This is a genomic window from Cytobacillus sp. FSL H8-0458 (assembly GCF_038002165.1).
Classification (GTDB): Bacteria; Bacillota; Bacilli; order Bacillales; family Cytobacillaceae; genus Cytobacillus.
Window position 1 is genome coordinate 2,932,729 of record NZ_JBBOBR010000001.1, and the last position, 25,076, is coordinate 2,957,804.

Below are 25,076 nucleotides of genomic sequence, written 5' to 3' on the forward strand. Positions count from 1 at the left end.
TTTCTAATTTTTCACTTTAACTATTCAGCAATTTAAATATGGCATCTGACATCGCATCAATGAACTCAGGCTGAGAATTTGGCATTTCAGGGCGGTAATAGCTTGCTCCCAGCTCATCAGTGACAACTTTGCATTCATAGTCATTATCGTACAGCACTTCAAGATGATCTGACACAAACCCTACAGGTGTGTAAACGAATGCCTTGTAGCCTTTATTTTCATAAAGATCTCTTGTCAAATCCTGCACATCAGGCCCAAGCCATGGCTCAGGTGTGTTTCCTGCACTTTGCCAGCCGACAGCATAGTTTTTGACACCTGCCTGTTCGGCTATGAAGTCAGCGGTTTCCTGCAGCTGGTGCGGATATGGATCCCCGGATTGCAGAATCTTTTCGGGCAAACTGTGTGCAGAAACAATTAACACTGCTGAATCTTTTTCGTCAGCAGGCATTTTATCGAATGTTTCCTTTACCCGATCAGCCCAATATTTAATAAACTTAGGCTCTTTATACCAGCTTTCAACTGACCTTATTTCAAGACCGCCAAGCTTTGCGGCCTCTTCTTTAGCTCTGCCGTTATATGATTTCACGCTGAAGGTTGAGAAATGAGGCGCAAGAACAATGCTGACAGCTTCTTCAATTCCATCCTCATGCATTTGTTTAACCGCATCTTCTATGAATGGTTCAATATGCTTTAAGCCAATATACATTTTGAATTCATATTCATCCTGAATTTCATTTAAATGCTGTTCAAGTTTTTCAGCCTGATCTTTAGTAATTTCTGCAAGCGGTGAAATTCCGCCGATCGCTTCATACCTGCTTCTTAAATCTTCAAGCATTTCCTCAGAAGGCTTTCTTCCCCTGCGGATATGTGTATAGTAACGCTCAATGTCTTCTTCCTTGTAGGGAGTTCCATAAGCCATTACAAGTAAACCCATTCTCTTTTTACTCATGTCATCCACCTCAAATTATTTCTGTCTCCAGTTTTTATTGTGCCAAAAAAACAAATCGATTACCAAAACTAATGCTCATAGCAATATGCAAGTTCAGCCTGCTATTGCTATAAGCCAGCAGGAGGCTATTTGCTTAATTTTGAGGCAGAGTATTCATGAATAAAAGCAGTTAATTTCTTTAATGTATCTGGATTAACCCCCGGGAAAACACCGTGTCCAAGGTTGAAAATATAACCCGGCTGAGCCATCCCCTGATCAAGAATAGCTTTTGCTTTTTCCTCGATAACCTCCCAAGGTGCAAGGAGAATGGCAGGGTCAAGATTACCCTGAACTGTTTTGGTGATGCCTTTTGCCCTTGCTTCCTGAATCGGAAGTCTCCAATCAAGCCCCACTACATCAAGCGGCAGATCGTGCCACTCCAATGCCAGATGGCTTGCTCCTACACCGAACATGATCAGCGGAACATTCTCTTCTTTCAAGGCAGAGAAAATGCGATTCATTACCGGCTTAATAAAATAGCGGTAATCTTCCACATTCAAGGCACCAACCCATGAATCGAAAATCTGGATGGCTTTTGCACCTGCTTTGACTTGGGACTTCACGTAGATAATAGTCATTTCCCCAAGCTTATCCATTAAAGCAAACCAGGCTTCAGGTTCTGCATACATAAATGCTTTCGTTTTGTTGTAATTCTTCGATGGCCCGCCTTCAATCATATAACTTGCAAGAGTAAACGGAGCACCTGCAAAACCGATAAGAGGAACAGTCAGCTGCTCTTGAGTAAGAAGCTTAATAGTATCCAGGACATATGGAACATCCTCTTCCGGATTAATTTCACCAAGCTTCTCTACATCTGCTTTGGAACGGATTGGATTTGATATAACAGGGCCGATTCCTGATTTAATTTCCACATCCACACCAATGGCTGGAAGCGGTGACATAATGTCTTTATAAAGAATGGCAGCATCATTGTTATACTGCTCTACCGGCAGCCTTGTTACATAAGCACAAAGCTCAGGCTGGTGTGTAATTTCGAATAGGGAGTATTTTTCTTTAATTGCTCTATACTCCGGCTGTGAGCGGCCAGCCTGGCGCATGTACCATACAGGAACATGCTCTGTCTGTTCTCCCCTTGCTGCCTTCAGAAATGTATCATTAAATGAGTTCGTCATTAAATTTTATCCACCTTTCAAGACTTGTCTGCGTATTATTGTAATATATATGTAACTAAATTAGAAATCTCGAGTATCTATCCTTTATGACTATATCCTTTTTTCTCTGTTTTTGTATAGATATGTACACCAAATGTCAAAAAATTGACGTTTTTAACTGTTTAAATAAGGGAAAATTGAAGATTGTAAGGATATCAGCACATTTTAAATATAATTTAATTAATGCAGTGCTTATAACTTAGTTTTTTTACCACTAAAAAGAACACTATAAAACTTATCCAAGTGGAGTGAGAAAAAATGAAGCTTTATATGGCCAGAGGAACTTACGATTTTTTGAAAAAAATTGAGGAAAAGCACCCTGATGAAAACATGGTTACAATGCAGAATACTGATAGTGCCTTATTAATTCATGAAACTTCAGGCGCCTCCATCTTTAAGGAGCCCAGTTCCTATGAAATAATTGATTCTTCCGGAACTTTCACTGATGCAAGATTTGCAGTTCTGAACAACATACCCGTTACAGATGAAGGCAGGCCGCTTTTTGAGCACCGGTTTAAAAACAGGGCTGGATTTATCGAAAATGAACCGGGATTTGCGGCCATCCGGGTTTTACGTCCTCTTGAATCAAACACATATATCATTCTAACGCTATGGCGGGATGAAAAATCCTTTAAGAACTGGCAGAACTCCAAAGCATATGAAAAAGCACATGAAAAGCGCGGGACGGAGAGCGGCATTGATAAGACACCGAATATTTTTTCCAGTCCTTCATATGTGACCCAATATTATATCCCTGAAGAAGAGTAATAAGAAAAGCGGCTGAAGATAAACAGTTATCGAAGTTCAAAGTCATCATTTCTTACCTTGTAAAAAAGGATGAGGCCTTATAGCTCATCCTTTTTTCGCCTGTTTTTTTATGATTCCATTTCGGTTGGCATACACGGCTGCTTGTGTACGGTCAGTAACGCCCAGTTTACTGAGGATATTGCTAACGTGTGTTTTGACGGTTTTGATGCCAATGAACAATTCTTCACTGATTTCCTGGTTTGTCATCCCTTCCCCAATGCAGAGCAGGACATCAAACTCTCTTTCAGTTAAATCATCATGAGGCTTTTTTTCTTTTTCTCTGAAACGGCTTACCATTTTCCCAGCAACCTTGGATTCAATGACAGGCTCCCCCTGTGCAGCTTTCTTAATTGCATTCACAACTTCGGCAGCATTTGCCGTTTTCAGCATATAGCTGAAGGCACCCGCTTCAATGGCCGGAAAAATCTGTTCATCATCGTAAAAGCTGGTTATGATAATAACCTTGCACTCAGAATAGCTTTTTAAAATCTGCCTTGTCGCTTCAATTCCGTTCCCATTATCCATCAGGAGATCCATCAAAACGATTTCCGGCCGTTCTTTGAGCACTAGCTTTACAGCTTCATTTCCACTGCCTGCTTCCCCAATGACCTCTATGCCAGTTTCAGTTGCCAAATAAGAAATAATTCCCCTTCTTACCATTTCATGGTCATCCACAACTGCTACCCTGATCATTTCAGCCTCCCCCCTTTTGCCGGAATTTTAATATCTATATAAGTTCCATCGTTTTCCCTGGATCGTATTTTGAATATTCCGCCAACCTCCTCACAGCGTTCCCTCATTGTCTTCAGCCCGTAAGAAGTGATTCTCTCTATATGAGGATTAAACCCTTTCCCGTTATCTGCAATAAAAAGATAGATGTAATCTTCCTCTTCCGTTAGGGTTACTTTTATCTTTCCTGCATCCGCATGGCGGAGCACATTAGATAAAGCCTCCTGGACAATCCGGAATATATGCTCTTCCGCTGCTTTGGAAAGGTTCTCAATCTCATCAATGCTTGCATGAAATTCGATGTTTGTCTTTGCCTTTAACTCCTGTATCAGCTTAATAATACCATCACAGAGTCTGTCATTACTCAGCTGCACAGGCCTAAGATGGAGGAGAAGCGCCCTCATTTCCCCCTGGGCTTTCGCAGCGATTTCAGAGATTTCACTTAACTGCTCTCTCGCTTTATCACTATCCAAATCAAAAACTCTCAGGGCTGCTGAAGACATCATACTTAATGCGAAAAGCTGCTGGCTCACTACATCATGGAGATCCCTGGCCAGGCGCTGTCTTTCTTCCATTACAGCTGCTGAATGGGCTGTTTGTGCCAATGCAGACTTTTCATCAGCAAGCCTCTGCATGGAAAAAACCTGCTCCTGAATATTTTCGGCCAGCTGATTCAGTTCATCTGATATTAATCCTATTTCATCTTTTTCATAAGATTCCATCCGATCAGCATACTTTCCGCTCCTTAAGGTCGAAACAAATAATAAAATATCACCGAGCCGCCCTTTTATTAAGTAGCTGCCCTTGAGCCCAAAATAGGCACCCGTAAGCAGTAATACCGTTAAAACATACAAAAACAGCCAGAAGGTGCTTGTTATAGTCAATGGCGATTCAGAATAATAAAATAGATAGACCTGCAATCCGACAAAATAGATTAATGAACTTATAATTGCCATCATAACAAAGCTCTGCACAAACCAATACCTGATTCCGCTTTTTTTCATCTTATACCCCTATACTTTATCGATCCGAATGGATCCGATTTTTACTTGTACAGCGATTTTCAGCTTTCTGGATGCTTCATCATAACCAGGCGACTTATAATGAAGACAGCGGTTGATGTCACCTGTCTTTTGATCAAAAATGCGGATGTCTCCTATATTAATATTTGACTGGATCATCACCGGAATGTTTTCGGGGATGATCATTTTCACATCTCCAATCCACCCTCTCACAATGACAGGCGTCTCTTTCTCCGGGATGAAAGCTTTGCTGAAATCAATAAAGTAATCACCGATCATTGTATATAAATCCATTGGCTCGAGAGACCAATTCGGCTGTTTAAAATCCACATCGCCAATTGAAAAGCCTCTTATATTTTTAAGCGGCTGAGGGCTTTCATATTTTGAGATATTAATAACTTTTTTCTCCGCTGCACCTTTATCTTTCCCGTAAATATCTGCCGGAAAATCCTGTTCAAAATGTATCTTTAAACGATCTTTTTTCAATAGAATATTAATGCCGATAAAAATAAGAAACAGTGGCCAGAGTTTCCAGAATTCCATAAAACTGAATTCAATTTCTCCGAGACGATCAAGGATTAATAGGAATGAAAATACGATTAGAAATAACCCGGGAAACATCCCGCTCCTGCTTTTCTTCAGTATGTATGACAGCAGATAATGACACCCTGCAGCCATTAGGATAAAGGGGTAAATTACGACAAATACCTCTTTTATTTCCAAGGAAATGACACCTATGTTCATAAGAAGAAGTAAAACTCCAACAGCTGATAAAGTTATCGCGAATATTATTTGATTAACTGACCTGTATCTCATAGGCTTTCCCTTCCCTCTTTTCTCCTATTCTTGTATTCGCTAATGCAAAAACATTTTCCTCCTGTACATTCATTTTATCAGTCAGCAATTCTATTGAAACATTCCCAGGGGTATTTCAGCCTCCTCCTCCGGACGGATTCAATTCATATCACCATTTATTTCTTTACATCATATTCTGTACTACATTCCGAATCGGGTGATTCGCCTAAACCGGCGCTTCTCTTATGGAATTTTGAAAGGGGGAAAATCAGGTGGGAGTTGAGCTGACAGCCATCCATTGGATATATGTGCTTTTTATTCTCTTCATCATCGGCTTCATGGTAATGAGGAGAGATACAACGCTTGTCTGTATTGCGGGCATCTTTTTAATTGCCATTACGGCTACCGGCTCCTTAAGCGGATCAATCAGCAGTATTTTTACCAGTTTTATATTTGCGATAACAGAACTCCTTTCCACTATACTGGTCATTTCCATTATAGTGGCCATGAGCCGGACACTGACTACAACCCGAATTAATGATGTCATGATCTCTCCTTTTACCAGATTAATCAGAACACCGGCACTTGCCTACTGGACGATCGGAATTTTGATGATGGTCATCTCCTGTTTTTTTTGGCCATCTCCTGCTGTTGCCTTAATGGGGGCAGTCCTTCTTCCCGTAGCTATCCGGGTAGGATTACCTGCTTTGGGTGTGGCAATGGCTATGAACCTGTTCGGTCACGGAATCGCACTATCCGGAGATTATATCATCCAGGCTGCACCCAAGTTAACTGCCGACGCAGCCGGACTTCCTGTAGGCGAGGTCATATCAGCCAGTGTTCCGCTTGTTATTATTATGGGTGCAGTCACGACTATTACCGCTTTTTATCTTATCAAGAGAGATATGAAGAGCGGCAAGCTGACTGCAGCTACTGGGCTTACTGGGGATACCCCGGCTGAACTGCAGCCTGATGCCAGTCAAAAACATCTGCTTTCACTTAAACAAAAGCGTTTTTTCGCGTTATTAATTCCAATCTTATTTGCTGCTGATGTAGCAGCCATGTTTGCCTTAGATCTTCAGGGCGGTGACGCAACGGCCTTGGTAGGCGGGACATCAATATTTATCCTCCTGATGATTACGCTCGCTGCCCATCGTAATAAAGGTCTTGAAAAAACAACAGCCTATTTAGTTGAAGGCTTCCAGTTTGGATTCAGAGTATTTGGTCCTGTCATTCCAATTGCAGCTTTCTTTTATCTGGGGGACGCTGGATTTTCTCAAATGATAGGAGACTTTCTGCCAAAGAGCTCCCATGGAATCGTTAATGATCTTGGAGTGGGGCTTGCATCTGTTGTCCCTTTAAGCAAAGAGGTAGGCGCCATTACACTGACTGCCGTTGGAGCCATTACGGGGCTTGATGGATCCGGATTTTCCGGCATCTCACTTGCCGGCTCCATTGCAAATCTATTTGCGACAGCTATCGGAACAGGTGCTGCAACCTTAACGGCTCTCGGGCAGGTAGCTGCTATCTGGGTAGGCGGTGGTACACTGGTTCCCTGGGCCCTTATACCTGCAGCTGCAATCTGCAATGTAGATGCTTTTGAACTGGCTCGCCGGAACCTGCTTCCGGTCACAATTGGCTTAATTGTGACAACTATTGCAGCCGTGTTCCTCATTTAAAACAGCTAAGAGACTATCGGGCGATAGTCTCTTTTGCTTTTATGCAGATTCCCGCTCATATGAATTCCTTCTGAACATTGATTTTAATGCCACGTAAAGGGAAATTGAAATGAATACCCAAATATAGCCTGCTGCAAATCCTGCTGCGATATCAGATGGATAATGTACACCCATCACAATCCTGCTGATCCCCATTAGAAAAATCCAAATGCCAGCTATAATGGCCGTGATCCATTTGGCTGACTCTGATTCCAGCTCGTTAATGATAAAATAGGCAATGAACGTATACAGAATCATCCCAATCATCGCGTGTCCGCTCGGAAAGCTGAGACTCGCCACATCAACAAGATGCTCCTGATCAGGGCGCGGCCTTCCAACAGCAACTTTAAGCCACTTATTTACTTCATTTCCCGCTGCTACACCAAAAACAAGAGCTGCCATCGCTTCATAATTCCTATACTTGATCCAAAGCAGCGCTAAGAAAACCAATGTAATAATCCCTACACCGATTTTACTCCCCATATTGTCCATGGCTTCAAAAAATGGATGGGTGCTTTTTGAAAATAATCCTGTAAAGAATTTTGACAAATAACGGTCAAAATTAAGAGGTTGTCCATTAGTAACGGCAACAAGAAAATAAAGAAAAATTGATGCGGATACAGCCAGGAAAAAATAGGTCCATTTAGATTTAAGCATTTCCAATCTTACTAATACCCCCCATTTTAGTTTTAATTTATAGTATCATCTCTTCTTCACTTTTATTATGTTAAGTTTGCAGAAAAAAAAACATTTCCCCCTTTATCCTATTAAAGAATGTTATAATAATGGAAAAATTACGTCGATAGGAGAGGAAATCATGTCTGATACACTATTTAAAAAACTGGAAAGCTATTATGATGAAATGGTCTCCATCCGGCGCTATCTTCATCAGAACCCTGAAGTATCCTTTAAGGAAGAGAAGACTGCTCACTATATCAAAACCTTTTATGAAAATCTGGGGATAGAAGTCCGTAGTCATGTCGGGGGAAATGGAGTGGTTGCCAGGATTCATGGAAGCAAACCCGGAAAGACAATTGCTATAAGAGCTGATTTTGATGCACTTCCTATCCAGGATGAAAAGGATGTCCCGTATAAATCATTGGTCCCCGGGGTAATGCATGCTTGCGGACATGATGGACATACGGCAACTTTACTTGTACTGGCGAAGGCACTCAATGAACTTCGCGAGGAATTAGAAGGTACATATGTAATGATTCACCAGCATGCCGAGGAATATGCTCCAGGCGGAGCGTTATCGATGATTGAAGATGGCTGCCTTGAGGGTGTCGATGCCATTTTTGGAACTCACCTGTGGGCATCAGAACCAACAGGGAAAATTCAATATCGAGTTGGTCCATTTATGGCGGCAGCAGACAGGTTTGAAGTTACCATCCAAGGAAAAGGCGGGCACGGAGCACAGCCTCACAAAACGAAAGATGCGATCGTAACTGCCTCCCAGCTGGTTGTCAATCTACAGCAAATCGTCAGCAGAAAAGTAAATCCAATTGACTCTGCAGTTGTAACAGTTGGATCCTTCGTTGCTGATAACGCATTTAATGTAATTGCCGATAAAGCAAAATTGATCGGTACTGTCCGCACATTTAACGAAGACGTCCGCACTAATATCGAAGCGGAAATCGAGCGCATTGTCAAAGGAACATGCTACACAGCAGACAGCGGCTATGAGTATCGGTTCCATAGAGGCTACCCTGCTGTTGTGAATCATAAAAAAGAAACTGAATACCTGGCTGAACTGGCAGGGGAAATTGATGAAGTCAGATGGGTAGAAGAAACAGACGCTGAAATGGGCGGCGAAGATTTCGCATACTATTTGCAGCATGTGAAAGGCACCTTCTTCTTTACCGGGGCAAGACCTGAAAATACATCCGAAAATTACCCGCACCATCACCCCAAATTTGATATTGATGAAAAAGCCATGCTGATCGCAGCCAAAACACTGGGAGCAGCAGCCTTAAACTATCATAGCTTTCAGCAGAGCAAGGACTCTGTTGAAGTAGGTTAATAAGCGGATATTTGAGCGCATTGCATGACACTCGCCTCAGGCTGATTATAAAAAAATAGCCCCAAGCCTAATCAGGCCTTGGGGCTGTTTTCAATATCCGCAGACGGTAAGCATTTTTAGCGGTTTCACCTAAGTGGTCAAGCAAATTATAGTTCGCATACGCCCCGACAGCAGCACCTATTCCCGGCACCAGCTGGAGCATTTTAACAAAGTCGATATAATCCCGGTATTCCTGCTGAAATGCCTTCCAGTCCATGTCAGCCAGTGTTTCTTTCCGGTCATCCCATCCTTCAATCAGCATTAGCGTTTCTTTCCTTTTATCATCACTGGAAAATGCAAGCTGAAAAACGTGGAGGAGAAACAGGCGCTCCTCATAATCATTTGTATCAAATCCATATATGGAGGCAGATTCAAAAAGAAATTTCATCTTAATGCTCAGCAGCAAGGGAAAATCAGCAATGCCAAGGAGTATTCCCCCTGCCCCGGTTCCGGCACCTTCGACAGCAGCTGTTTTGCGATATGTCGAAATCTTCTCTTCCAGCATGTGATCCATCATTTCCAGGCTGCGGCCGGCAGATTGTTTTTTTTTGGTGAGTGCATTCGATCCAATCAAAGTTGCCTTAACCATATTCTTAATGCTGTCTGTAATAATTTGATGAGCTTTTTCAGGTATTATACTATTTACCTTTATCTGAGCTTTTTTGGAAAGGCGATTCAGCATACTGGAGCGCTTGTTGATCCGTCTCTTCCATTCTTCAATTTCATAATATGCCTTTAATTCATACTCCTTCATTTTCCTACCTGCCTTTTTTCAGGATGACTCTATATACGCACAAAAGACAGCAAAGGTTTCATTTTAAGCCCGGCTGCCTGCCAGCCGTTTCTGAATATAGATATGAGTATATACATATGCAAATAAAACTCCAACGGCTAACGCTAAAAGCGAAGCCAGCCATCCGCCATTTGCCAGTACAGCCAGCGATAATAAGAGTGCCTGTACATAAAGTATTCCTGTCAGCAGCTGTTTAAAGGACTTCTCCTTTATATTCCCTTTAACCGGATATAAATTCACCCACAGCTTATCCTGATGGTGATTCCATAGCGGCAGCAGCTGAAAGCCGGTTAGGTACATGAATAGCGGCACAAGCAGGATTTGTCCCATTCCATACGAAATCAAATAAATTGCTCCAGCCCCAATAAGAGATAAACGAATGAATAAACCGAAGTAATCACCGGAACGGAGAAATGTACGGACATAAAGATTTTTAAAAGTTGCATCCTGTTTGAATGGAATACCTGAAAGCAGCCAATCAAGCCACTTCCGTCTTTTTACGCGGTCTTTCAGCTTTGGAACATCTGTAAACATATTGGCCAGCCTGTAGAAGGAGGTCATCCTTCTCTCCTCCTGATCAATCAAATATTCCCATTTTAGCCCTTTATCCCTGGATTTCATGCTGAAGAACAAATACAGCAGGATTAGCAGCACACCTGCTGCCAGCATGAAAATAGGGGAAGCGCCGCTAAAAAGAAAATATAGAAACACAGCGTTAACAGCATAACGGACACATGCATCCAATATGTGTACGCTTGTTTCGATATAATATTGTATCTTCCAGCGTATCAGCAAATTGATCATTTTCAGCGACAGCAGGATCAGCAGAAAGGGTAAAAACACTTTAAAATTGCCATCATTCACCGCTGCATACAAGGGCAATAAAACTCCCAGCCCCATAACTAGGAGATATGCATGCACAAAAAAGCTGACTGCCATCGAACGTCTGAAATAACCTGAAAGCCTGCCTTCAAGCGGCAGCAGAAAAATTTTGTCTGCTTCAGAAAAGAATGTATAAATCGGGCTGTATGTAACCAGGAGAGCTAAGATGATTGCGATAATCTCTGCAGCAGGAAAATCACCGGGCAGGTTTTTTATCCACTCCTGATAATAAAAAGCTGCAGTTCCCAGAAGAAACACCATGACAATGACAATATGGCCATTAAAAATATAACGGAGATAGCGGGAAAGCTCTTTGACAGTCCTCCCGAATCTCTCCTTCCATAATTGTTTTTCATCAAACATAATCTTCTTCCTTTGTGAGCTGGATATATAAATCATCGAGGGTTGCTCCCGGCATTGCAAATTGCTGCTGCAGCTCTGCTAATGTTCCCTTCGCCCTTACTTTGCCTTCATGTAAAATCACAAAACGATCACAATACCTTTCAGCTGTAGCAAGAATATGGGTGGACATAAGAATGCCCGCACCGCTCTCTTTCATTTTCTTCATTAAATCAAGAAGTGACTGAATCCCAAGCGGATCCAGACCTACAAATGGTTCATCAACAATGTATAATGACGGCTGCACCAAAAAAGCGCACATGATCATTACTTTCTGCTTCATTCCTTTAGAAAAGTGAGCCGGAAACCACTTCAGTCTTTTTTCCATTCTGAATTCCTTCAGGAGTGTTTCCACTCTTGGTTTATACTCTGTTTCAGGCAGACCGTATGCCATGGCTGTAATACGCAGATGCTCTTCGAGTGTTAGTTCATCATACAAAATCGGGGTTTCCGGAACAAAAGTGAATTGCTTGCGATAGCCTTCCTTATCCTTAAGGAATTGCATGCCATTGATCGTTATTTCGCCCTCTTTCGGTTCCATTAAGCCAATTACATGTTTAATGGTCGTACTTTTTCCGGCACCGTTAAGGCCAATCAGGCCAACGATTTCATTTTCTCCCACCTCAAAGGAGACATCCTTTAAGACCGGGTTTCTCGTATAGCCGCCGGTAACATTTTTAATCTCAAGCAGCGCCATTCTCAACGTCCTTCCTACTATATATAAGTCCATTGTAAAAAAAGCCAAAGCAAATTGTCCAGTTTGGGCAAATTCCTGTATATAAATTACGAGGCAGGACATTCTAATCTATGAAGGGGAAATAAATCATTTGAACACCATTCAGATGATCAAAACTTGAAATGAGGTGTCTGTCGCAGACAGTTTCCTTTCAGTATAAGCTTCAAACGTTCCTAATAAGGGGATGGTTGCATTGCACATGAAACCTGATGATCTTAAACACTTGATCGCTTTACCCGTAAGTGGTCACTAAGTCATTTTTTAAATGAGGTGTTTGTTAAAGACTATCATCCAAGCTTTATACGCCTGTAAAAGCATATAAAGAAAATAAGGGGATGGTCCGATTGAACAAAGATCGATTTTCTCTAGATATGAACACAATTCATTCATAAATGAGGTGTTTGTTAAAGAGAATTTACCTGAATCAGAAACGTTCCAATAGAAGCTTCCCCTTCACGAAGGCAGGATTCCAAGCGGATCCTGCCTTTTATTCTATGAATAGAACAATGCAATAATCCTATCCCTTTTGCTTTTTTGTTTTTTGGCGGATATGGTAGAATTGTGAAAAAGATATTTGGTTAGGAGCTGACATAATGAACGATTGTATCTTCTGTAAAATAATCAATGGCGAGATTCCTTCAGCCAAGGTATTCGAAAATGAGCATGTGATGGCATTTCTGGACATAAGCCAGGTCACAAAAGGGCATACACTTGTCATTCCGAAAGTACATAAAGAAAACTTATATGAAATGGATGCTGAAACAGCCCGGAACTATTTCGAAGCTGTTCCTGAGATTGCCAGAGCCATCAAGGCCGAATTTGATCCAATTGGCTTGAATTTAATTAATAACAACGGTGAACACGCCGGACAGACCGTTTTCCATTTCCACTCCCACCTTATTCCCCGTTATGGTGACGGTGATGGCTTAGGGGTTGTGTGGAAATCACATCAATCTGATTATTCAGCTTCAGATCTTAAGGAAATCTCTGATGCCATAAAAAAGCATCTGTAACCCTCTGATCCTCCTGTTTTTTCAGGGGGAATTTTTTTGCCTCTTTTATCTCTAATTTTTCAAAATGTTCATTTTTTTCTCTGTACAAATCAGTAAATTTTGTTAACATATTAACTATCTTTATTTCTTCACAGTGTTATAGTGAATTGATTTTATTTTTGGAGGGAGAAAAATGTACCGTGCTCTAAATTTTAATGCAGGTCCCGCTGCCCTGCCGGAAGAAGTATTAATAGAAGCGGAAAAGAGTTTGCTGAACTTCGGCAATACTGGAATGGGCATTATGGAGCTTAGCCATAGAAGCAAGGAATATCAGGCAGTACATGATCAGGCAATCACACGTTTAAGAAGACTGCTGGCCATCCCGGATGACTTTGAAGTGCTTTTTATCCAGGGCGGAGCAAGTCTTCAGTTTTCCATGGTGCCGATGAACCTGCTGGGAAAAGACCAGGCAGCCCATTATGTTCTAAGCGGTTCCTGGTCGGAGAAAGCTTTAAAAGAAGCAGATAAAATTGGCGAAACCGTCATTTCTGCCTCCAGCAAGGATCAAAAATACAGCTTTATCCCCGAATTCAGTCAAGATGATATTCCGGACAATGCTGCCTATCTTCATATTACCAGCAACAATACAATTTACGGTACACAATGGAAAACCTTTCCTTCAAATAAAAAAACACCATTAGTAGCAGATATGTCAAGCGATATTTTAAGCCGTCCATTGAAAGTAGAACAATTTGATTTGATCTATGCCGGTGCCCAGAAAAATCTCGGCCCTTCCGGTGTAACAGTAGTCATTATCCGAAAAGAACTTTTAAAAAGATCATCAGAAACGCTTCCAGTAATGCTAAATTACAATACATTTGCCAATAACAACTCTTTATATAACACACCCCCTACTCTTTCAATCTATTTGCTGTCTCTTGTGCTTCAATGGGCAGAGCAGATAGGCGGCCTACATCAGATTGAAAAGGCCAATGAGAAGAAGGCAAAAATGCTTTATGATGTTATTGATGAAAGTGAAGGCTTTTACATAGGGCATGCCCATAAAAACAGCAGATCCCGTATGAATGTCACTTTTAATCTTCACAGCGAGGACCTCTCCAGGGAATTTCAGAAACTGGCAAAAGAAGCAGGATTTGTCGGGCTTGGCGGACACCGTTCTATCGGGGGATGCCGCGCATCTATTTACAATGCTGTGCCAGAACACCATGTTGAAAAGCTGGCCGCATTCATGAAAGCTTTTCAAAATAATAATTAAAAAATATAACACCTTTGAATTCCAGTGATATATGTTATAATGAGTTAAAGTTTTTCGCTGCAGGCAAAGAGAGCACTGCAGGAGAGACGACAGAGCTTAGTCAGAGAATAGCAGAGGAGAGATGAGAAGTGAATACAAAAAATTTAGTGGCCTTATCCCTATTGGTTGGGATGGGCGCAGTGCTTCATGCCGTTGTTCCAGGGTTCTTTCTCGGAATGAAACCGGACATGATGCTTACCATGATGTTTTTAGGCATAATCCTTTTTCCAGACACCAGAAGCATTTTGCTTTTAGGTTTAGTTACAGGCCTGATTTCCGGATTAACCACAACCTTTCCTGGAGGATTAATCCCGAATATCATTGATAAGCCGGTTACTGCATTTACCTTTTTCGCCTTGTTCCTGATCGTAAAGAAATTCAGGAAGAATATCGTCAGTGCAGCTGTCTTAACAGCAGCAGGAACAATCGTATCCGGAATTGTGTTTTTAACTTCGGCATACCTGATTGTCGGACTGCCGGGACCTTTCACAGCATTATTTGCAGCAGTTGTACTTCCTGCAGCTGCAGTTAACACGGCTGCAATGGTAATCCTTTATCCTGTAGCACAATCAATCGCAAACAGAACCAAGCTGACTCAGCAGACGATCAGCCAATAACTATACAGAAAAGCCCGCAAATAAGCGGGCTTTTTTATTTGAAATTATTTAGAAACTGCCGACGATCAGACCCAGCAAGAACAAAAACGCACCGCCTGCTGCTAAAGCTGCTGCCCGTTTTTTCAGAACATACTTCGGAGGATAGACTCCGGGCTTCTTTATTGAAAGGAAAAAATGAATACCTCCTAAAAACAGCACCACACTTAATGCAAAAATTCCAGCCTCTGCTCCGGACAACCTGCCACCCCTTTCGCAAAATATCCTTCTACTGAATTGTATGCCTGTTTGCGAGGAGCTATGAGGATATGGTTTACGCTTATACATTTTGTGATATAGATATAGATATAGATAGAACACTTTTCATTTTCAGCTTTAGAAAAATGAATATTGTAGTAAAATAGACATATAAATAAGATTTTGAGGTGATGGTTTTGAAAGCCAAATCGTTATTGCTTGGACTATTAGCTGGCGGTGCTGCAGCAGGCATATCCACCCTATTAACTGCACCTGCTTCAGGAAGGGATACCAGACAGCAGTTAAAAGAAAACACAAGCATTCTGAAAGAGCAGCTTTTGGAATTAAAATCCGAATTGATGGCCATAAAGGAATCAGCTTCATTTGCTTCTAAGGAAGGTAAAACAGCTTTTAAGGAATTCTCAAGCGACATCAAATATTCAATCAGCAATTGGAAAAACGAAATCCTTCCCCATCAGCACAGGCTGCAGCGGGAATTGCAGGAAATTGAAACAGCCATACACGAACTTGAAACAAATATAAATAAATAGTAAATAAATAATCCTTCTTTTTTCTTTGGTTAAAAAGGAGGATTTTTTTATTTTTGAACGAAAACTAATATATTATTAAAATGCTTCAAATTTTTTTAAAACTTTAAATTGGCTCTCATCCCTTGACCTTAAGCCTTTTATAGAAATATTTAATTATATTTCTAAAAATTTTGTAAATTTATATCTTTATTAATTTTTGTTTTATTGGCATAATGATACTATAAAAGAAAAATGAACTTCCGGCCGTATGGCCAGGAATAATTAATTTTACAAAGTAGGTGAACTTTTGAATGTCGGACAAAGCAATTTCTATAAAGGAAGCAATGATTTTCAGCCAGCGAGTGGCACAGCTGAGTAAAGCCCTGTGGAAGTCTATAGAAAAAGATTGGCAGCAATGGATAAAACCCTACGATTTAAACATTAATGAACATCATATTTTATGGATTGCCTATCATTTAAACGGAGCATCGATTTCCGATGTTGCCAAGTTTGGTGTAATGCATGTTTCTACTGCATTCAACTTCTCCAAAAAGCTCGAAGAACGGGGTTTTCTCCAATTCTCTAAGAAAGAAAGCGATAAAAGAAATACTTATATTAAATTGACTGAAGATGGCGAAAAGGTATTATTAAGTCTTATGGAAACCTATTCTCCTGAGAAAAACGCGGTGTTCTCTGGTGCAATGCCACTAAGAGAGCTTTATGGAAAGTTTCCTGATATCATTGAAATTATGGCGATCGTCCGCAATATATATGGTGACGATTTCATGGAGATCTTTGAAAAATCCTTTGCAAACCTCGAAAATCAATTTGATGAAGATGAAGGCAAATTAAAGAAAAAACAAGCAGCTGAAAAGGAACTTGTTTAATTAGAGAAAGTTCCTCCCAGCATTATGTAAACCCTTACAAAGCGAATCGCATGCATTCGCTTTGTATTTATGAAAACGGTTGCTCACATATTCACATTACTTTGATTTGATTAAAGTTTTTTTTCGACAAAATCTGTTTGCTTTCCCTATTGATTTTTTTATTTATTCATCGTAAAGTATCATAAGTGAGTTTGAAAGATTACTATTTTACTCCTTGTGGAGGTATTTTTATGATGAATTGCTGGAAGACGATTAACTTCACGAAGCAATACGGATCGCAGAGACTTTTTATTTTGTCTTCCTTAACCATGCTGGCTACTTTCATATTTACATATGTTCCTGCAACGTATGTATTTATGCCAGGTTCCTTTTACGATAATTATTTCATTTTCTTTGCAGCGGGACTATGGCTGATATATCCTGTTCATAAGCTGCTTCACTACCTTCCGATTGCACACCTTGGAATTATCGTTAAAAAACAGCTGATAATTAAATATGGATTTATGCCAATTATATATATCCGAATAACGGAGCCTATTTCAAAACGGCTTTTCCTGACTGCCACTCTGGCCCCTATGTTCATTATAAACAGCCTGCTTCTGGCTGCTTGCTTTGTTTTTCCTCATTATGTACATTATTTAGTCATTCTGTTTGCTTTCCATGCAGGCCTGTCTTTTTCTGACATTGTCTGCGCAAAAAACGTCCTTAATGCTCCAAATCAATCTTATGTAGAAGAAAATGAAGATGGATTTGAGATTTTACTTCGTTCGAACCATTAGCAAAAATCGCGGGTATCCTGACAAAGGATACCTTTTACTTACCTGACAGGCAATCTTAAATACTATCTTTTTTTTGTGAACTTTGTTATTGTAATTAACAGACAAAACATGTTACAGCAATCATATGACTGCCCAAGGAGGGAATCTTGGATGATCTCCATCTTTATTATTTTTGCCGTTTTTATTTTATTTTATATCAACAAGATGACAAATTCGCTTTGTCTCCAAAAAGAGATTCCTGAGGAACGGCAGCCCAAAGTATTCAGAACCATTAACATTCTTATCACCATATTGCTAATCTCTTCATTTGTAGAAATCTTGTATGCTTAGGATATCCTGAGTGCTCTTACCATGAGCAAAAGCGGCGGAGAATTTCCGCCGCTTTTTATATATTGTGAAGGTTTTTATCTTAGTAAAGCCAAGATGCTCCTATGATGATCAGCAAAATGAATAACACGACAATTAGCGCAAAACCTCCGCCGTATCCGCATCCTCCGGACATTTGGAATCCTCCTTTCGATTTGCGGCACAAAGCCCAGCAGATGGACTCTATGCCGAAACTAGGCTTACAGCCAAGCTGCGCCTACAATTATCAATAAGATAAACAATACAACGATTAACGCGAAACCTCCGCCGTATCCTGCACCCATGGATAACACCTCCCCTTTAGGCTGCTACCATATCCTATTCATTTGCCTCTGTGGTCGGATAGGCTACTTTCCCGGCTATCCAAACTTTTTTAGGCTGCTTGAATTTGAAACCTCCCATCAGAGGGTTCCATGTATCATATGTACAATTGTCCTGAATGGGATGGGCGAATACCCAAATCTTTTTAAAAAACAATGGTTTATGAACCAAGCATTACTTTCTTCTTTTGTTATTTTTTTCATTTATGGTATAGTAGAGAATGTGATAAATGAAGGCACTGTGAAGGCAATTGCTGGTTTTTAAGAAATCTAAAAATTCAGCAGAAGACAGCAGTCAAGCTCACCAGAGCCAAATTTGAAAATTAATTTAGGAGTGTTCAACATGAAGAAATGGATGCTATCGCTCTCCATTGCAGCCGGAGTAATTGGATTAAGCGCATGCAGCAGCACCGGCGGCGACTCAGGAGATGTTGTTGTTGAAACAAAGAGCGGAAACATTACGAAGGACGAGCTTTATGAAGCAATGAAGGAAAAATACGGCGAACAGGCGCTCCAGGAGCTTATTTATGAAAAAGTTCTTTCTGATAAATACAAAGTAACAGACGAGGAACTTAACGAGAAAATTGATGAACTAAAACAGCAGCTTGGCGCTAACTTTGAAATGGCCCTTATGCAATATGGCTATAAGGATGAAGAAGATTTAAGGGAAACCTTCAAAACAGGCTTGCTTCAGGAAAAAGCCGCTATTAAAGATATTGAAGCAACAGAAAAAGAAGTTAAAGAATACTATGATAACTTCAAGCCGGAAATCAAAGCACGCCATATCCTGGTTGAAGATGAAAAAACGGCGAACGAAGTAAAGAAAAAGCTTGATGAAGGCGGAAAGTTTGAAGATCTGGCAAAAGAATATTCTAAAGACCCTGGATCTGCTGCAAATGGCGGAGATTTAGGCTGGTTCGGCCCAGGGAAAATGGTTCCTGAATTCGAAGAGGCAGCTTATGCCCTTGATGTGAATGAAATCAGCGCTCCTGTTCAATCAGAACATGGTTTCCATATCATTCAAGTAACTGAGAAAAAAGAGAAAAAGTCATTTGATGAAATGAAGAAGGAAATGGAATACCAAGTGAAAGTCTCCAAGCTTGATGGCGAGAAAATACAGCAGGCAATGGATCGTGAACTGAAGGCTGCTGATGTTGATATTAAAGATAAGGAACTAAAAGGAGTTCTTGATAAACCTGAAGCTGAAGGTGAAACTGGAACTGAAGCGAAATAATAAAAAACGGGGCTCCATGCTGGAGTCCCGTTTTTTATGTGTTATTAGTCATCCTGCTGATTGCTGAGCGGATTTACGCTCTTCTTTTTCCCGTTCAAGACGCTTCATATAAATTTCACCCTCGCGTTCTATGCTGTCATGCTCCACTTTTTTCTCTTCCCTGCCTGTCCTTACCGCCATATATGCACTTATAACGATTCCGGCTGCAACAAAATATACCCAAATTGGAATCATCTTTTTCCCCTCTTTCTTTTTATATGGTTGTCCATTTACTATAAAATGTATGCTGAACCGGAAAAAATATGATAGACAGACACTAAAAATGCCATCCTTTCCCATTAGGAAGGATGGCATTTATTATTTATGAAAACTAGGCTTATAGAATGAACGGTTATCCAGAGCAAATACCCGCTCCGAAAATTCTCCAGGTTTTACCCTTTCAAGAGCTCTATCAAGCATATTCATTTTTGCATCAATATTATCAATATAATGAAGAATTTCTGCTTCCTTGATTAATGGCGGCTTCGGACTGCCCCATTCTGCTTTGCCGTGATGGGACAAGACCAGGTGCTGAAGGACCATAATCTCTTCACCGCTGATTCCAAGTTCCTCAGCAGCTTTTCCTATTTCATTTATCATAATGGTTATATGCCCTAGAAGGTTTCCTTCTATTGTGTAGGATGTTGAAATCGGTCCGGACAACTCTGTAATTTTCCCTAAATCGTGCAGGATGACTCCAGCGTACAATAAGTCCTTATCCAGGCTTGGATACAAACCGGAAATTACTTTAGCCAAATCCAGCATGGAAACAACATGATAGGCAAGACCGGAAACGAATTCATGATGATTCTTGGTAGCGGCCGGATATTCAAGAAAGTCCTTTTGATGCTTCTTCAGTAAATGGCGGGTGATCCGTTGAATGTTCGGATTTTTCATTTCAAATATATATTGAGTGATTTTACTCATCATTTCATCAGTACTTAAGGGTGCTGTTTCGAGAAAGTCTGCCAGCTTCACCGGATCAGTTGGAGAGGCCGGCCGTATTTGGCGGATTCTTAACTGATTGCGTCCACGGTAATTTAAAATATCCCCCGCCACTTTTACAATGGTTTCGGGACTGTAGTTTTTGGCATCTTCATCAGACACATCCCAAAGCTTTGCTTCAATTTCTCCGCTTTGGTCCTGGAAGATAAGGGTCAAGAACGGCTTTCCATTACTCGCAATACCCTTAGTTGCATTTTTGATGAGCAGAAAAAGCTCGATTTGTTCTCCTACTTCGTAATAAACAATTCCTTTTGACATACGTGCGCCGACGCTCCCTTCACGAGGTTGTTTAAAAGGGCATTCAGAAATAGACACATCCTTTGCAGCCTCTTTAAACATGCAATTCTATTAACCTAGTATACCACACAGGTCCTGCTCTCTCCTAAATTAATCATGTCTTTTGTCCGCCATAAAAACCCATTCACTTTTTCATGAATGGGTTTTTTGATAATTGCGGGTTACAGCAAAAGCAGCAATATTGGAATAAATAACGAAAGGATAATTGCAGAAGTTGTCATGGCTATACACCCCATGGCACCTTCTTCCTCTCCCCACATGAGTGAACGGCTGGCTCCCAGCATCTGTGCTGAAGTGCCCATTGCCAATCCTTTGGCAGCTTTACTATTTATTCCAAGCCACTTCAATATGTTTGGTCCCATCATAACGGAAAAAAGACCAGAAAATAGCACAAAGAAAACAGTAAATGCCGTGGTTCCTCCTAGGCCATCCGAGACCGTTAAGGCTACAGGGAGTGTTACCGAACGCGGAATAAGAGATGCCATGATCTCCTGATTAAAGTGAAAAACCTGTGACATAATGTAAACCGAAAATATGCCTAAGGAGGTCCCGGCAAAGACTCCTGAGAATATTTTCTTAAGATGTCTTTTCATTAAGGGCCACTCCTTATATAAAGGAACCGCAAAAGAGACAACCGAAAGCTGGAGGAGCAGTTCAAACAGACTGCTTCCTTTCTGATATACTGATAGAGGGATGTTGCCCAATAGAAGAAGGATAACTAAGAGCGCAGTTCCGGTGTATAAAGGATTTAGCCAGCTCTTCTTAAACTTCCTGAAAACTTGCAGGCTTGCGATATAACTGGCAAGAGTCATCAAGATGCACCCTATACTATTGAATAAAACAGAATTCATTTTTGGTGCCTCCTTCTTATTTTCTCATACAATAGAACAGAATACGCTGTGCCCAATAAACAGCAAAAGCTGCTTAGAATCAGCACCAAAAGGAAATGAAAATTTAATAGAGGAATAAAATTGGGAGATAAAAATAATCCAATGACAAAGGGGATAAACAGCAGGGTCATGTGTTTAATTTGAAAAGATGCTGCTTTCTCTATCCATTCTAATTTAATTAAATTGGTTACCAATAAGAGTAATAACATAAGCATCCCCATGACACTTCCAGGAAACGGAATATGAAAAAACGCAGCCGCAAAATTCCCTGCAATCAGAAAGATAGCGAGTAACAATATTTGAATCAGCCAGGGCAAATGATTTTCTCCTTCCTAACCGCTTTTTATCATCTTACTGGATTAAAAAAGAAAAAACTTGATATTTGTAAGGTTTCTTAACACACTTTTTAATAATACTTGTGACTTTTTGTAAGATTTTCTTACCATACATATAAAAAAGCTGCCTGTTATATTAGACAGACAGCTTTTCCTTTGCAACCAAATATATTTGTTCTTCCTGAAAATGCGGCAGAAGATGCTTATGACAGGTGAAAAATAAAATTTGCCTCCCTGTAATGTTCTTTAACAGGTTAATCATTCTTTCCGTCCGGACATGATCAAAATTCACGAAGCTATCATCAATAATAATGGGGAACGGGTATTTGCCATAAATCGTCATGGCAAGTGCAAGCCTAAAGGATACGTATATCTGTTCCGAAGTCGCCTGACTCAGTTCTTTTGCTTCAAAAATTGCTCCTGTCCTGCTTTCTATCAGAAAACCGCTTCCTTCTTCTTTGGGAAAAATTCGTACATAACGGCCATTGGTTAAATAAGAAAGATATTGCTCTGCATTTCCCAGTATTTTGGGCAAACGCTCATTTTTAAAACTGTTTATCGTTCGATCTAATATATCCTTGGCAGCAGCATATTTTGCCCACTCCCTTGCTTCTGCTTCAAACTCAGATTTCAGCAAGGCGAACTTATGGAGGAGTTCCGCATATGTTCCGCCCTCTTCAAGAATTCCAATTTGATATTTTACCTCAGCAAGTTTGCTCTGCAGATCAGGAATACTTTTCTTTAGCTGAGCAGCTTTTTCGCTAACAGCTTGGCTCTCCGCTTCCGGTTTTGACAAAGTGGAATATTTTTCGATTTCTTCCTGTGAAAAAGAGTTAAGATTCATTTGCTTGCGGACCTGTGTTATCTGTTCTTCAAGTTCTGTTAATTTCTGTGCTTCAGCTGCTTTTTCCCGGTATTCCCCGGCATCGTCAGTGCCGGCACTTGAGAGCAGGTGCTCGCATTCTTTTTGGAAGTGGCTAAGTTCGGCAAGCACTGTGCTGAGTTCAAGCTTTAACTCTTGAAGCTTGGCTTCTCTTTCAACCTGCTTGATCTGTTTTTCTGTTTCTTCCTTTAGCTTTTTTTTCAGCTGATAGCCGATTTCCTGAACGCTTCCCGGCTCACCATCCAATAGAGCCTTTAGCATTTGAAAAGATTGAAGTTTCTCATTGATTCCCTTTTCTGCTGATGCCTTTCTTTCAAAAGTATATTTCTTTTCCCTGGTAAGGACTTTCAGCTTTTCAATCAGACTAAAAGCCTCACTTAAATAGTTTTTGGCAATTTCAGAAGGAAGCAACAGCTGTTTCCCCAGCTGCAGGAGTTCAGATTCAAGTTCGGCAGATTCCTTTTCCCATTTTTCAAAGGAGCTAATGACCTTTTCGTATTTTTCATTTGTCTGTTCAAGCTGAATCTGTAATTGTATAAGCTGATTTTGCCTTTCGCTGTCTTTCTTCAGCTGCGCCTCCAGGTCCGCAGCATGCTGAATGTCAGGATGCTTCAATTTCTCCAGCAGTGATTGTTCTTTTTCACTGAGGGCTTTTATCTCATCTTTAATAAAGCTGTCCTCTCCCTTAGGCTCCGTTTTGTTTGCACTAGCAAAACAAAAGGCTGCGCCTATCAACCCTGCACCTGCAATCACCCATAATTGACTAAAGATTCCCCAGCCGGCAAAAGCTGCAAAAAGAACTCCCAAAAACAAAAGCTGCCTTTTTTCCCGGTTTGTCTTTTGCTGTCTTTTTTCCTGTTCCTTTTTTTCTGTTTTAAGAAGGAACTGAAGTCTTTCCTGTGTATCCTGCAGCTCTTTTTCGATATTATGCTTATTAGCGGTGAAGCTTAATGTTTCTTTAATGGCCGCACGTTCATCTTCCATAAGAAGCTGCTCTTTCAATTCTCCAATTTTCTGTTCCGTATTCTCCAGCGCCGCCTTTTCATCGTTAAACCGATCGTCCAGCTCCAGTTTCATTGCTTGCAGGTGATTTCGCCGGGAATTTACTGCATTTATCTTTTCCTTCATAAAAACACTCGTATCAGCCTGTTCAAGCTGCTGTTCATCAATCTGAAGATGGAGTCTTTCCTGAAGATTTGCAATTTCCTCTGAAATATTATCCAGCTTTATTGATAATTCTTTTTCTTCTTGAGTTAATCTATCCAGCAGCGGCAGACCCTCAACTGCTGCATTGATATGCGGCTCATGCTTAAGAAGCAAATGATCAGGCTGACTGCTTTCCAGCTCTTGTTCCAAAATGTTTATTCTGGATTCCAGACTGGCTTTTCGCCCTTCCAGCGGCTGAATCAGGCTTTCGAGTTTCTCCAAAAGAGCAAGCCCATTTGCCGGAAAAGACATGTCTGTAAATCTTTCCCGTTCTTTGATCAGCTCTTGCTCCTCTGCCAGTAATGGATAGAGTTCCTTCCATTCTTTTAGACGGGATAGCTTCTGCTGATGTTTCTCCAGCTCATGCTGTATTTTCTGTAAATCGTTTTCCAGGCTTTCTTTTTCATCCAGCAATATCCAATACTGCTCATTATTCTGCTCTGCTTTTTTCAAATCCCGATGCAGCTGCTTCATCTCTTTCAGCTTTACATTCAGGGAAGGCTTTTTTCCGTTTGGTTTAAAGCGGCTTTCCAATTCCTTTTGAAGTATATTTTCAGCAGATACGAGATGATCCGTACCCAGTGACCCTGCTGAAAACAAATACCTTCCCAAATCTTCACCCTTCATTTGATTCAGATTTTGCAGCCCATGAATATTAAAGGAGAAAATAGATTGATACAGATTTTTATCAATATGGTGAAGGAGTTCACTTAAAAGTTCTTCTCCGCCCCTTGTTCCATCTTTAAGCAGGACGCTGACATCCCCTGATGCTTTGCCTTTAACCCGCTCTATAACCGCCTTCCCTCTATCAGGAAAAACAGCGGTAATCCTGCCGCCATATTTAGCTCCTTCCTTAGGCTCATACCTTAATTCCGATTGGGTCTTTGCCGGAAAGCCAAAAAGAACACTATGGATAAAAGACATGATGGTAGACTTGCCTGCCTCATTTTCTCCGTAAATAACCTGCAAGGACTGAATATCGTCAAGTATAAAGTCAGTAAGCTTTCCATAACCGTATATATGTATGTCTGTAATTATCAAGGG

The 25,076-nt window shown here is 40.7% G+C and carries 28 protein-coding genes; 11 read left to right on the forward strand and 17 right to left on the reverse strand.

Annotated features, from left to right (window positions below):
• Positions 1–16: 16 nt before the first annotated feature.
• Complete coding sequence (hemH, locus tag NYE23_RS14285) at positions 17–949, reverse strand: ferrochelatase (RefSeq protein WP_341078804.1); 933 nt, start codon at positions 947–949, stop codon at positions 17–19.
• 125 nt (positions 950–1,074) lie between these two features.
• Positions 1,075–2,121 carry a uroporphyrinogen decarboxylase gene (gene hemE / locus NYE23_RS14290; protein ID WP_341078805.1) on the reverse strand — a complete coding sequence of 349 codons (1,047 nt, stop codon included), beginning with the start codon at positions 2,119–2,121 and terminating at the stop codon, positions 1,075–1,077.
• 297 nt (positions 2,122–2,418) lie between these two features.
• On the opposite strand from hemE, the gene NYE23_RS14295 reads away from it, so the two are divergent.
• A complete protein-coding gene (locus NYE23_RS14295) occupies positions 2,419–2,928 on the forward strand; it encodes an antibiotic biosynthesis monooxygenase family protein (protein WP_341078806.1) in 510 nt (169 codons plus the stop codon).
• A gap of 84 nt (positions 2,929–3,012) precedes the next feature.
• Here NYE23_RS14295 and NYE23_RS14300 read toward each other — a convergent pair whose 3' ends face one another.
• Genes NYE23_RS14300 through liaF form a run of 3 tightly spaced genes read right to left on the reverse strand, consistent with a single transcriptional unit; the run spans position 3,013 to position 5,534 of the window.
• Complete coding sequence (locus NYE23_RS14300) at positions 3,013–3,660, reverse strand: response regulator transcription factor (RefSeq protein WP_341078807.1); 648 nt, start codon at positions 3,658–3,660, stop codon at positions 3,013–3,015.
• The gene (locus NYE23_RS14305; protein WP_341078810.1) at positions 3,657–4,700 is read right to left on the reverse strand and encodes a sensor histidine kinase; all 1,044 of its coding nucleotides are present in this window, start codon (positions 4,698–4,700) and stop codon (positions 3,657–3,659) included. Before NYE23_RS14305 ends, NYE23_RS14300 begins: the two co-directional genes overlap by 4 nt.
• 9 nt (positions 4,701–4,709) lie before the next feature.
• Complete coding sequence (gene liaF / locus NYE23_RS14310) at positions 4,710–5,534, reverse strand: cell wall-active antibiotics response protein LiaF (protein WP_445662601.1); 825 nt, start codon at positions 5,532–5,534, stop codon at positions 4,710–4,712.
• A 251-nt stretch (positions 5,535–5,785) separates the two neighbouring features.
• Here liaF and NYE23_RS14315 point away from each other — a divergent pair, with 251 nt between their 5' ends.
• Entirely contained in the window at positions 5,786–7,192 is a 1,407-nt protein-coding gene (locus NYE23_RS14315; protein ID WP_341078814.1) for a hypothetical protein, read from the forward strand.
• A gap of 39 nt (positions 7,193–7,231) precedes the next feature.
• On the opposite strand, the gene NYE23_RS14320 is transcribed toward NYE23_RS14315, so the two are convergent.
• Positions 7,232–7,888: a phosphatase PAP2 family protein gene (locus tag NYE23_RS14320; protein WP_341080739.1), complete on the reverse strand. Its 657-nt coding sequence runs from the start codon at positions 7,886–7,888 to the stop codon at positions 7,232–7,234.
• 160 nt (positions 7,889–8,048) lie between these two features.
• On the opposite strand from NYE23_RS14320, the gene NYE23_RS14325 reads away from it, so the two are divergent.
• On the forward strand, positions 8,049–9,254 hold the full coding sequence (locus tag NYE23_RS14325; protein ID WP_341078815.1) for a M20 family metallopeptidase: 1,206 nt from the start codon (positions 8,049–8,051) through the stop codon (positions 9,252–9,254).
• Positions 9,255–9,321: 67 nt separating this feature from the next.
• Here NYE23_RS14325 and NYE23_RS14330 read toward each other — a convergent pair whose 3' ends face one another.
• From NYE23_RS14330 to NYE23_RS14340, 3 genes are all read right to left on the reverse strand, one after another.
• On the reverse strand, positions 9,322–10,047 hold the full coding sequence (locus NYE23_RS14330) for an EcsC family protein (RefSeq protein ID WP_341078817.1): 726 nt from the start codon (positions 10,045–10,047) through the stop codon (positions 9,322–9,324).
• Positions 10,048–10,110: 63 nt separating this feature from the next.
• Positions 10,111–11,331, reverse strand: a complete 1,221-nt coding sequence (locus NYE23_RS14335) for an ABC transporter permease (protein WP_341078821.1) — start codon at positions 11,329–11,331, stop codon at positions 10,111–10,113.
• Entirely contained in the window at positions 11,324–12,064 is a 741-nt protein-coding gene (locus tag NYE23_RS14340; protein ID WP_341078823.1) for an ABC transporter ATP-binding protein, read from the reverse strand. The genes NYE23_RS14335 and NYE23_RS14340 overlap by 8 nt, the downstream gene beginning before the upstream one ends.
• 632 nt (positions 12,065–12,696) lie before the next feature.
• Between NYE23_RS14340 and NYE23_RS14345 the strand changes: the two genes are divergently transcribed.
• The 3 genes from NYE23_RS14345 to NYE23_RS14355 all read left to right on the forward strand — a co-directional run bounded on the left by NYE23_RS14345 (position 12,697) and on the right by NYE23_RS14355 (position 15,027).
• Entirely contained in the window at positions 12,697–13,116 is a 420-nt protein-coding gene (locus NYE23_RS14345; RefSeq protein WP_159346512.1) for an HIT family protein, read from the forward strand.
• A gap of 172 nt (positions 13,117–13,288) precedes the next feature.
• A complete protein-coding gene (gene serC, locus NYE23_RS14350; protein WP_341078829.1) occupies positions 13,289–14,371 on the forward strand; it encodes a 3-phosphoserine/phosphohydroxythreonine transaminase in 1,083 nt (360 codons plus the stop codon).
• Positions 14,372–14,499: 128 nt separating this feature from the next.
• Entirely contained in the window at positions 14,500–15,027 is a 528-nt protein-coding gene (locus NYE23_RS14355) for a tryptophan transporter (RefSeq protein ID WP_341078831.1), read from the forward strand.
• A 48-nt stretch (positions 15,028–15,075) separates the two neighbouring features.
• Here NYE23_RS14355 and NYE23_RS14360 read toward each other — a convergent pair whose 3' ends face one another.
• Complete coding sequence (locus NYE23_RS14360; protein ID WP_341078832.1) at positions 15,076–15,264, reverse strand: hypothetical protein; 189 nt, start codon at positions 15,262–15,264, stop codon at positions 15,076–15,078.
• Positions 15,265–15,458: 194 nt separating this feature from the next.
• Between NYE23_RS14360 and NYE23_RS14365 the strand changes: the two genes are divergently transcribed.
• From NYE23_RS14365 to NYE23_RS14380, 4 genes are all read left to right on the forward strand, one after another.
• A complete protein-coding gene (locus NYE23_RS14365; RefSeq protein WP_341078833.1) occupies positions 15,459–15,812 on the forward strand; it encodes a YtxH domain-containing protein in 354 nt (117 codons plus the stop codon).
• A gap of 290 nt (positions 15,813–16,102) precedes the next feature.
• Positions 16,103–16,678 (forward strand): HTH-type transcriptional regulator Hpr, encoded by a 576-nt coding sequence (locus NYE23_RS14370; protein ID WP_035326936.1) that lies wholly within the window; start codon positions 16,103–16,105, stop codon positions 16,676–16,678.
• A gap of 230 nt (positions 16,679–16,908) precedes the next feature.
• Complete coding sequence (locus tag NYE23_RS14375; protein ID WP_341078835.1) at positions 16,909–17,457, forward strand: DUF3267 domain-containing protein; 549 nt, start codon at positions 16,909–16,911, stop codon at positions 17,455–17,457.
• Between the two features lie 150 nt (positions 17,458–17,607).
• Entirely contained in the window at positions 17,608–17,787 is a 180-nt protein-coding gene (locus tag NYE23_RS14380) for a hypothetical protein (RefSeq protein ID WP_009331432.1), read from the forward strand.
• A gap of 79 nt (positions 17,788–17,866) precedes the next feature.
• On the opposite strand, the gene NYE23_RS14385 is transcribed toward NYE23_RS14380, so the two are convergent.
• Both NYE23_RS14385 and NYE23_RS14390 read right to left on the reverse strand, forming a co-directional pair.
• Positions 17,867–17,959 (reverse strand): YjcZ family sporulation protein, encoded by a 93-nt coding sequence (locus NYE23_RS14385; RefSeq protein WP_076261102.1) that lies wholly within the window; start codon positions 17,957–17,959, stop codon positions 17,867–17,869.
• 64 nt (positions 17,960–18,023) lie between these two features.
• Positions 18,024–18,107, reverse strand: coding sequence for a YjcZ family sporulation protein (locus NYE23_RS14390; protein WP_064503397.1), 84 nt, complete (start codon positions 18,105–18,107; stop codon positions 18,024–18,026).
• 379 nt (positions 18,108–18,486) lie between these two features.
• Here NYE23_RS14390 and NYE23_RS14395 point away from each other — a divergent pair, with 379 nt between their 5' ends.
• A complete protein-coding gene (locus tag NYE23_RS14395) occupies positions 18,487–19,377 on the forward strand; it encodes a peptidylprolyl isomerase (protein WP_341078836.1) in 891 nt (296 codons plus the stop codon).
• A gap of 48 nt (positions 19,378–19,425) precedes the next feature.
• Here the strand turns inward: NYE23_RS14395 and NYE23_RS14400 are convergent, their stop codons facing one another.
• The 5 genes from NYE23_RS14400 to NYE23_RS14420 all read right to left on the reverse strand — a co-directional run bounded on the left by NYE23_RS14400 (position 19,426) and on the right by NYE23_RS14420 (position 25,073).
• Positions 19,426–19,611, reverse strand: a complete 186-nt coding sequence (locus NYE23_RS14400) for a sporulation YhaL family protein (protein WP_035326924.1) — start codon at positions 19,609–19,611, stop codon at positions 19,426–19,428.
• Positions 19,612–19,734: 123 nt separating this feature from the next.
• Entirely contained in the window at positions 19,735–20,679 is a 945-nt protein-coding gene (yhaM, locus tag NYE23_RS14405) for a 3'-5' exoribonuclease YhaM (protein WP_048010717.1), read from the reverse strand.
• Between the two features lie 200 nt (positions 20,680–20,879).
• On the reverse strand, positions 20,880–21,569 hold the full coding sequence (locus NYE23_RS14410) for an LrgB family protein (protein ID WP_341078840.1): 690 nt from the start codon (positions 21,567–21,569) through the stop codon (positions 20,880–20,882).
• On the reverse strand, positions 21,566–21,925 hold the full coding sequence (locus NYE23_RS14415; protein ID WP_341078841.1) for a CidA/LrgA family protein: 360 nt from the start codon (positions 21,923–21,925) through the stop codon (positions 21,566–21,568). Before NYE23_RS14415 ends, NYE23_RS14410 begins: the two co-directional genes overlap by 4 nt.
• Before the next feature lie 154 nt (positions 21,926–22,079).
• Positions 22,080–25,073 (reverse strand): ATP-binding protein, encoded by a 2,994-nt coding sequence (locus NYE23_RS14420; RefSeq protein ID WP_341078842.1) that lies wholly within the window; start codon positions 25,071–25,073, stop codon positions 22,080–22,082.
• Between the last annotated feature and the right edge of the window lie 3 nt (positions 25,074–25,076).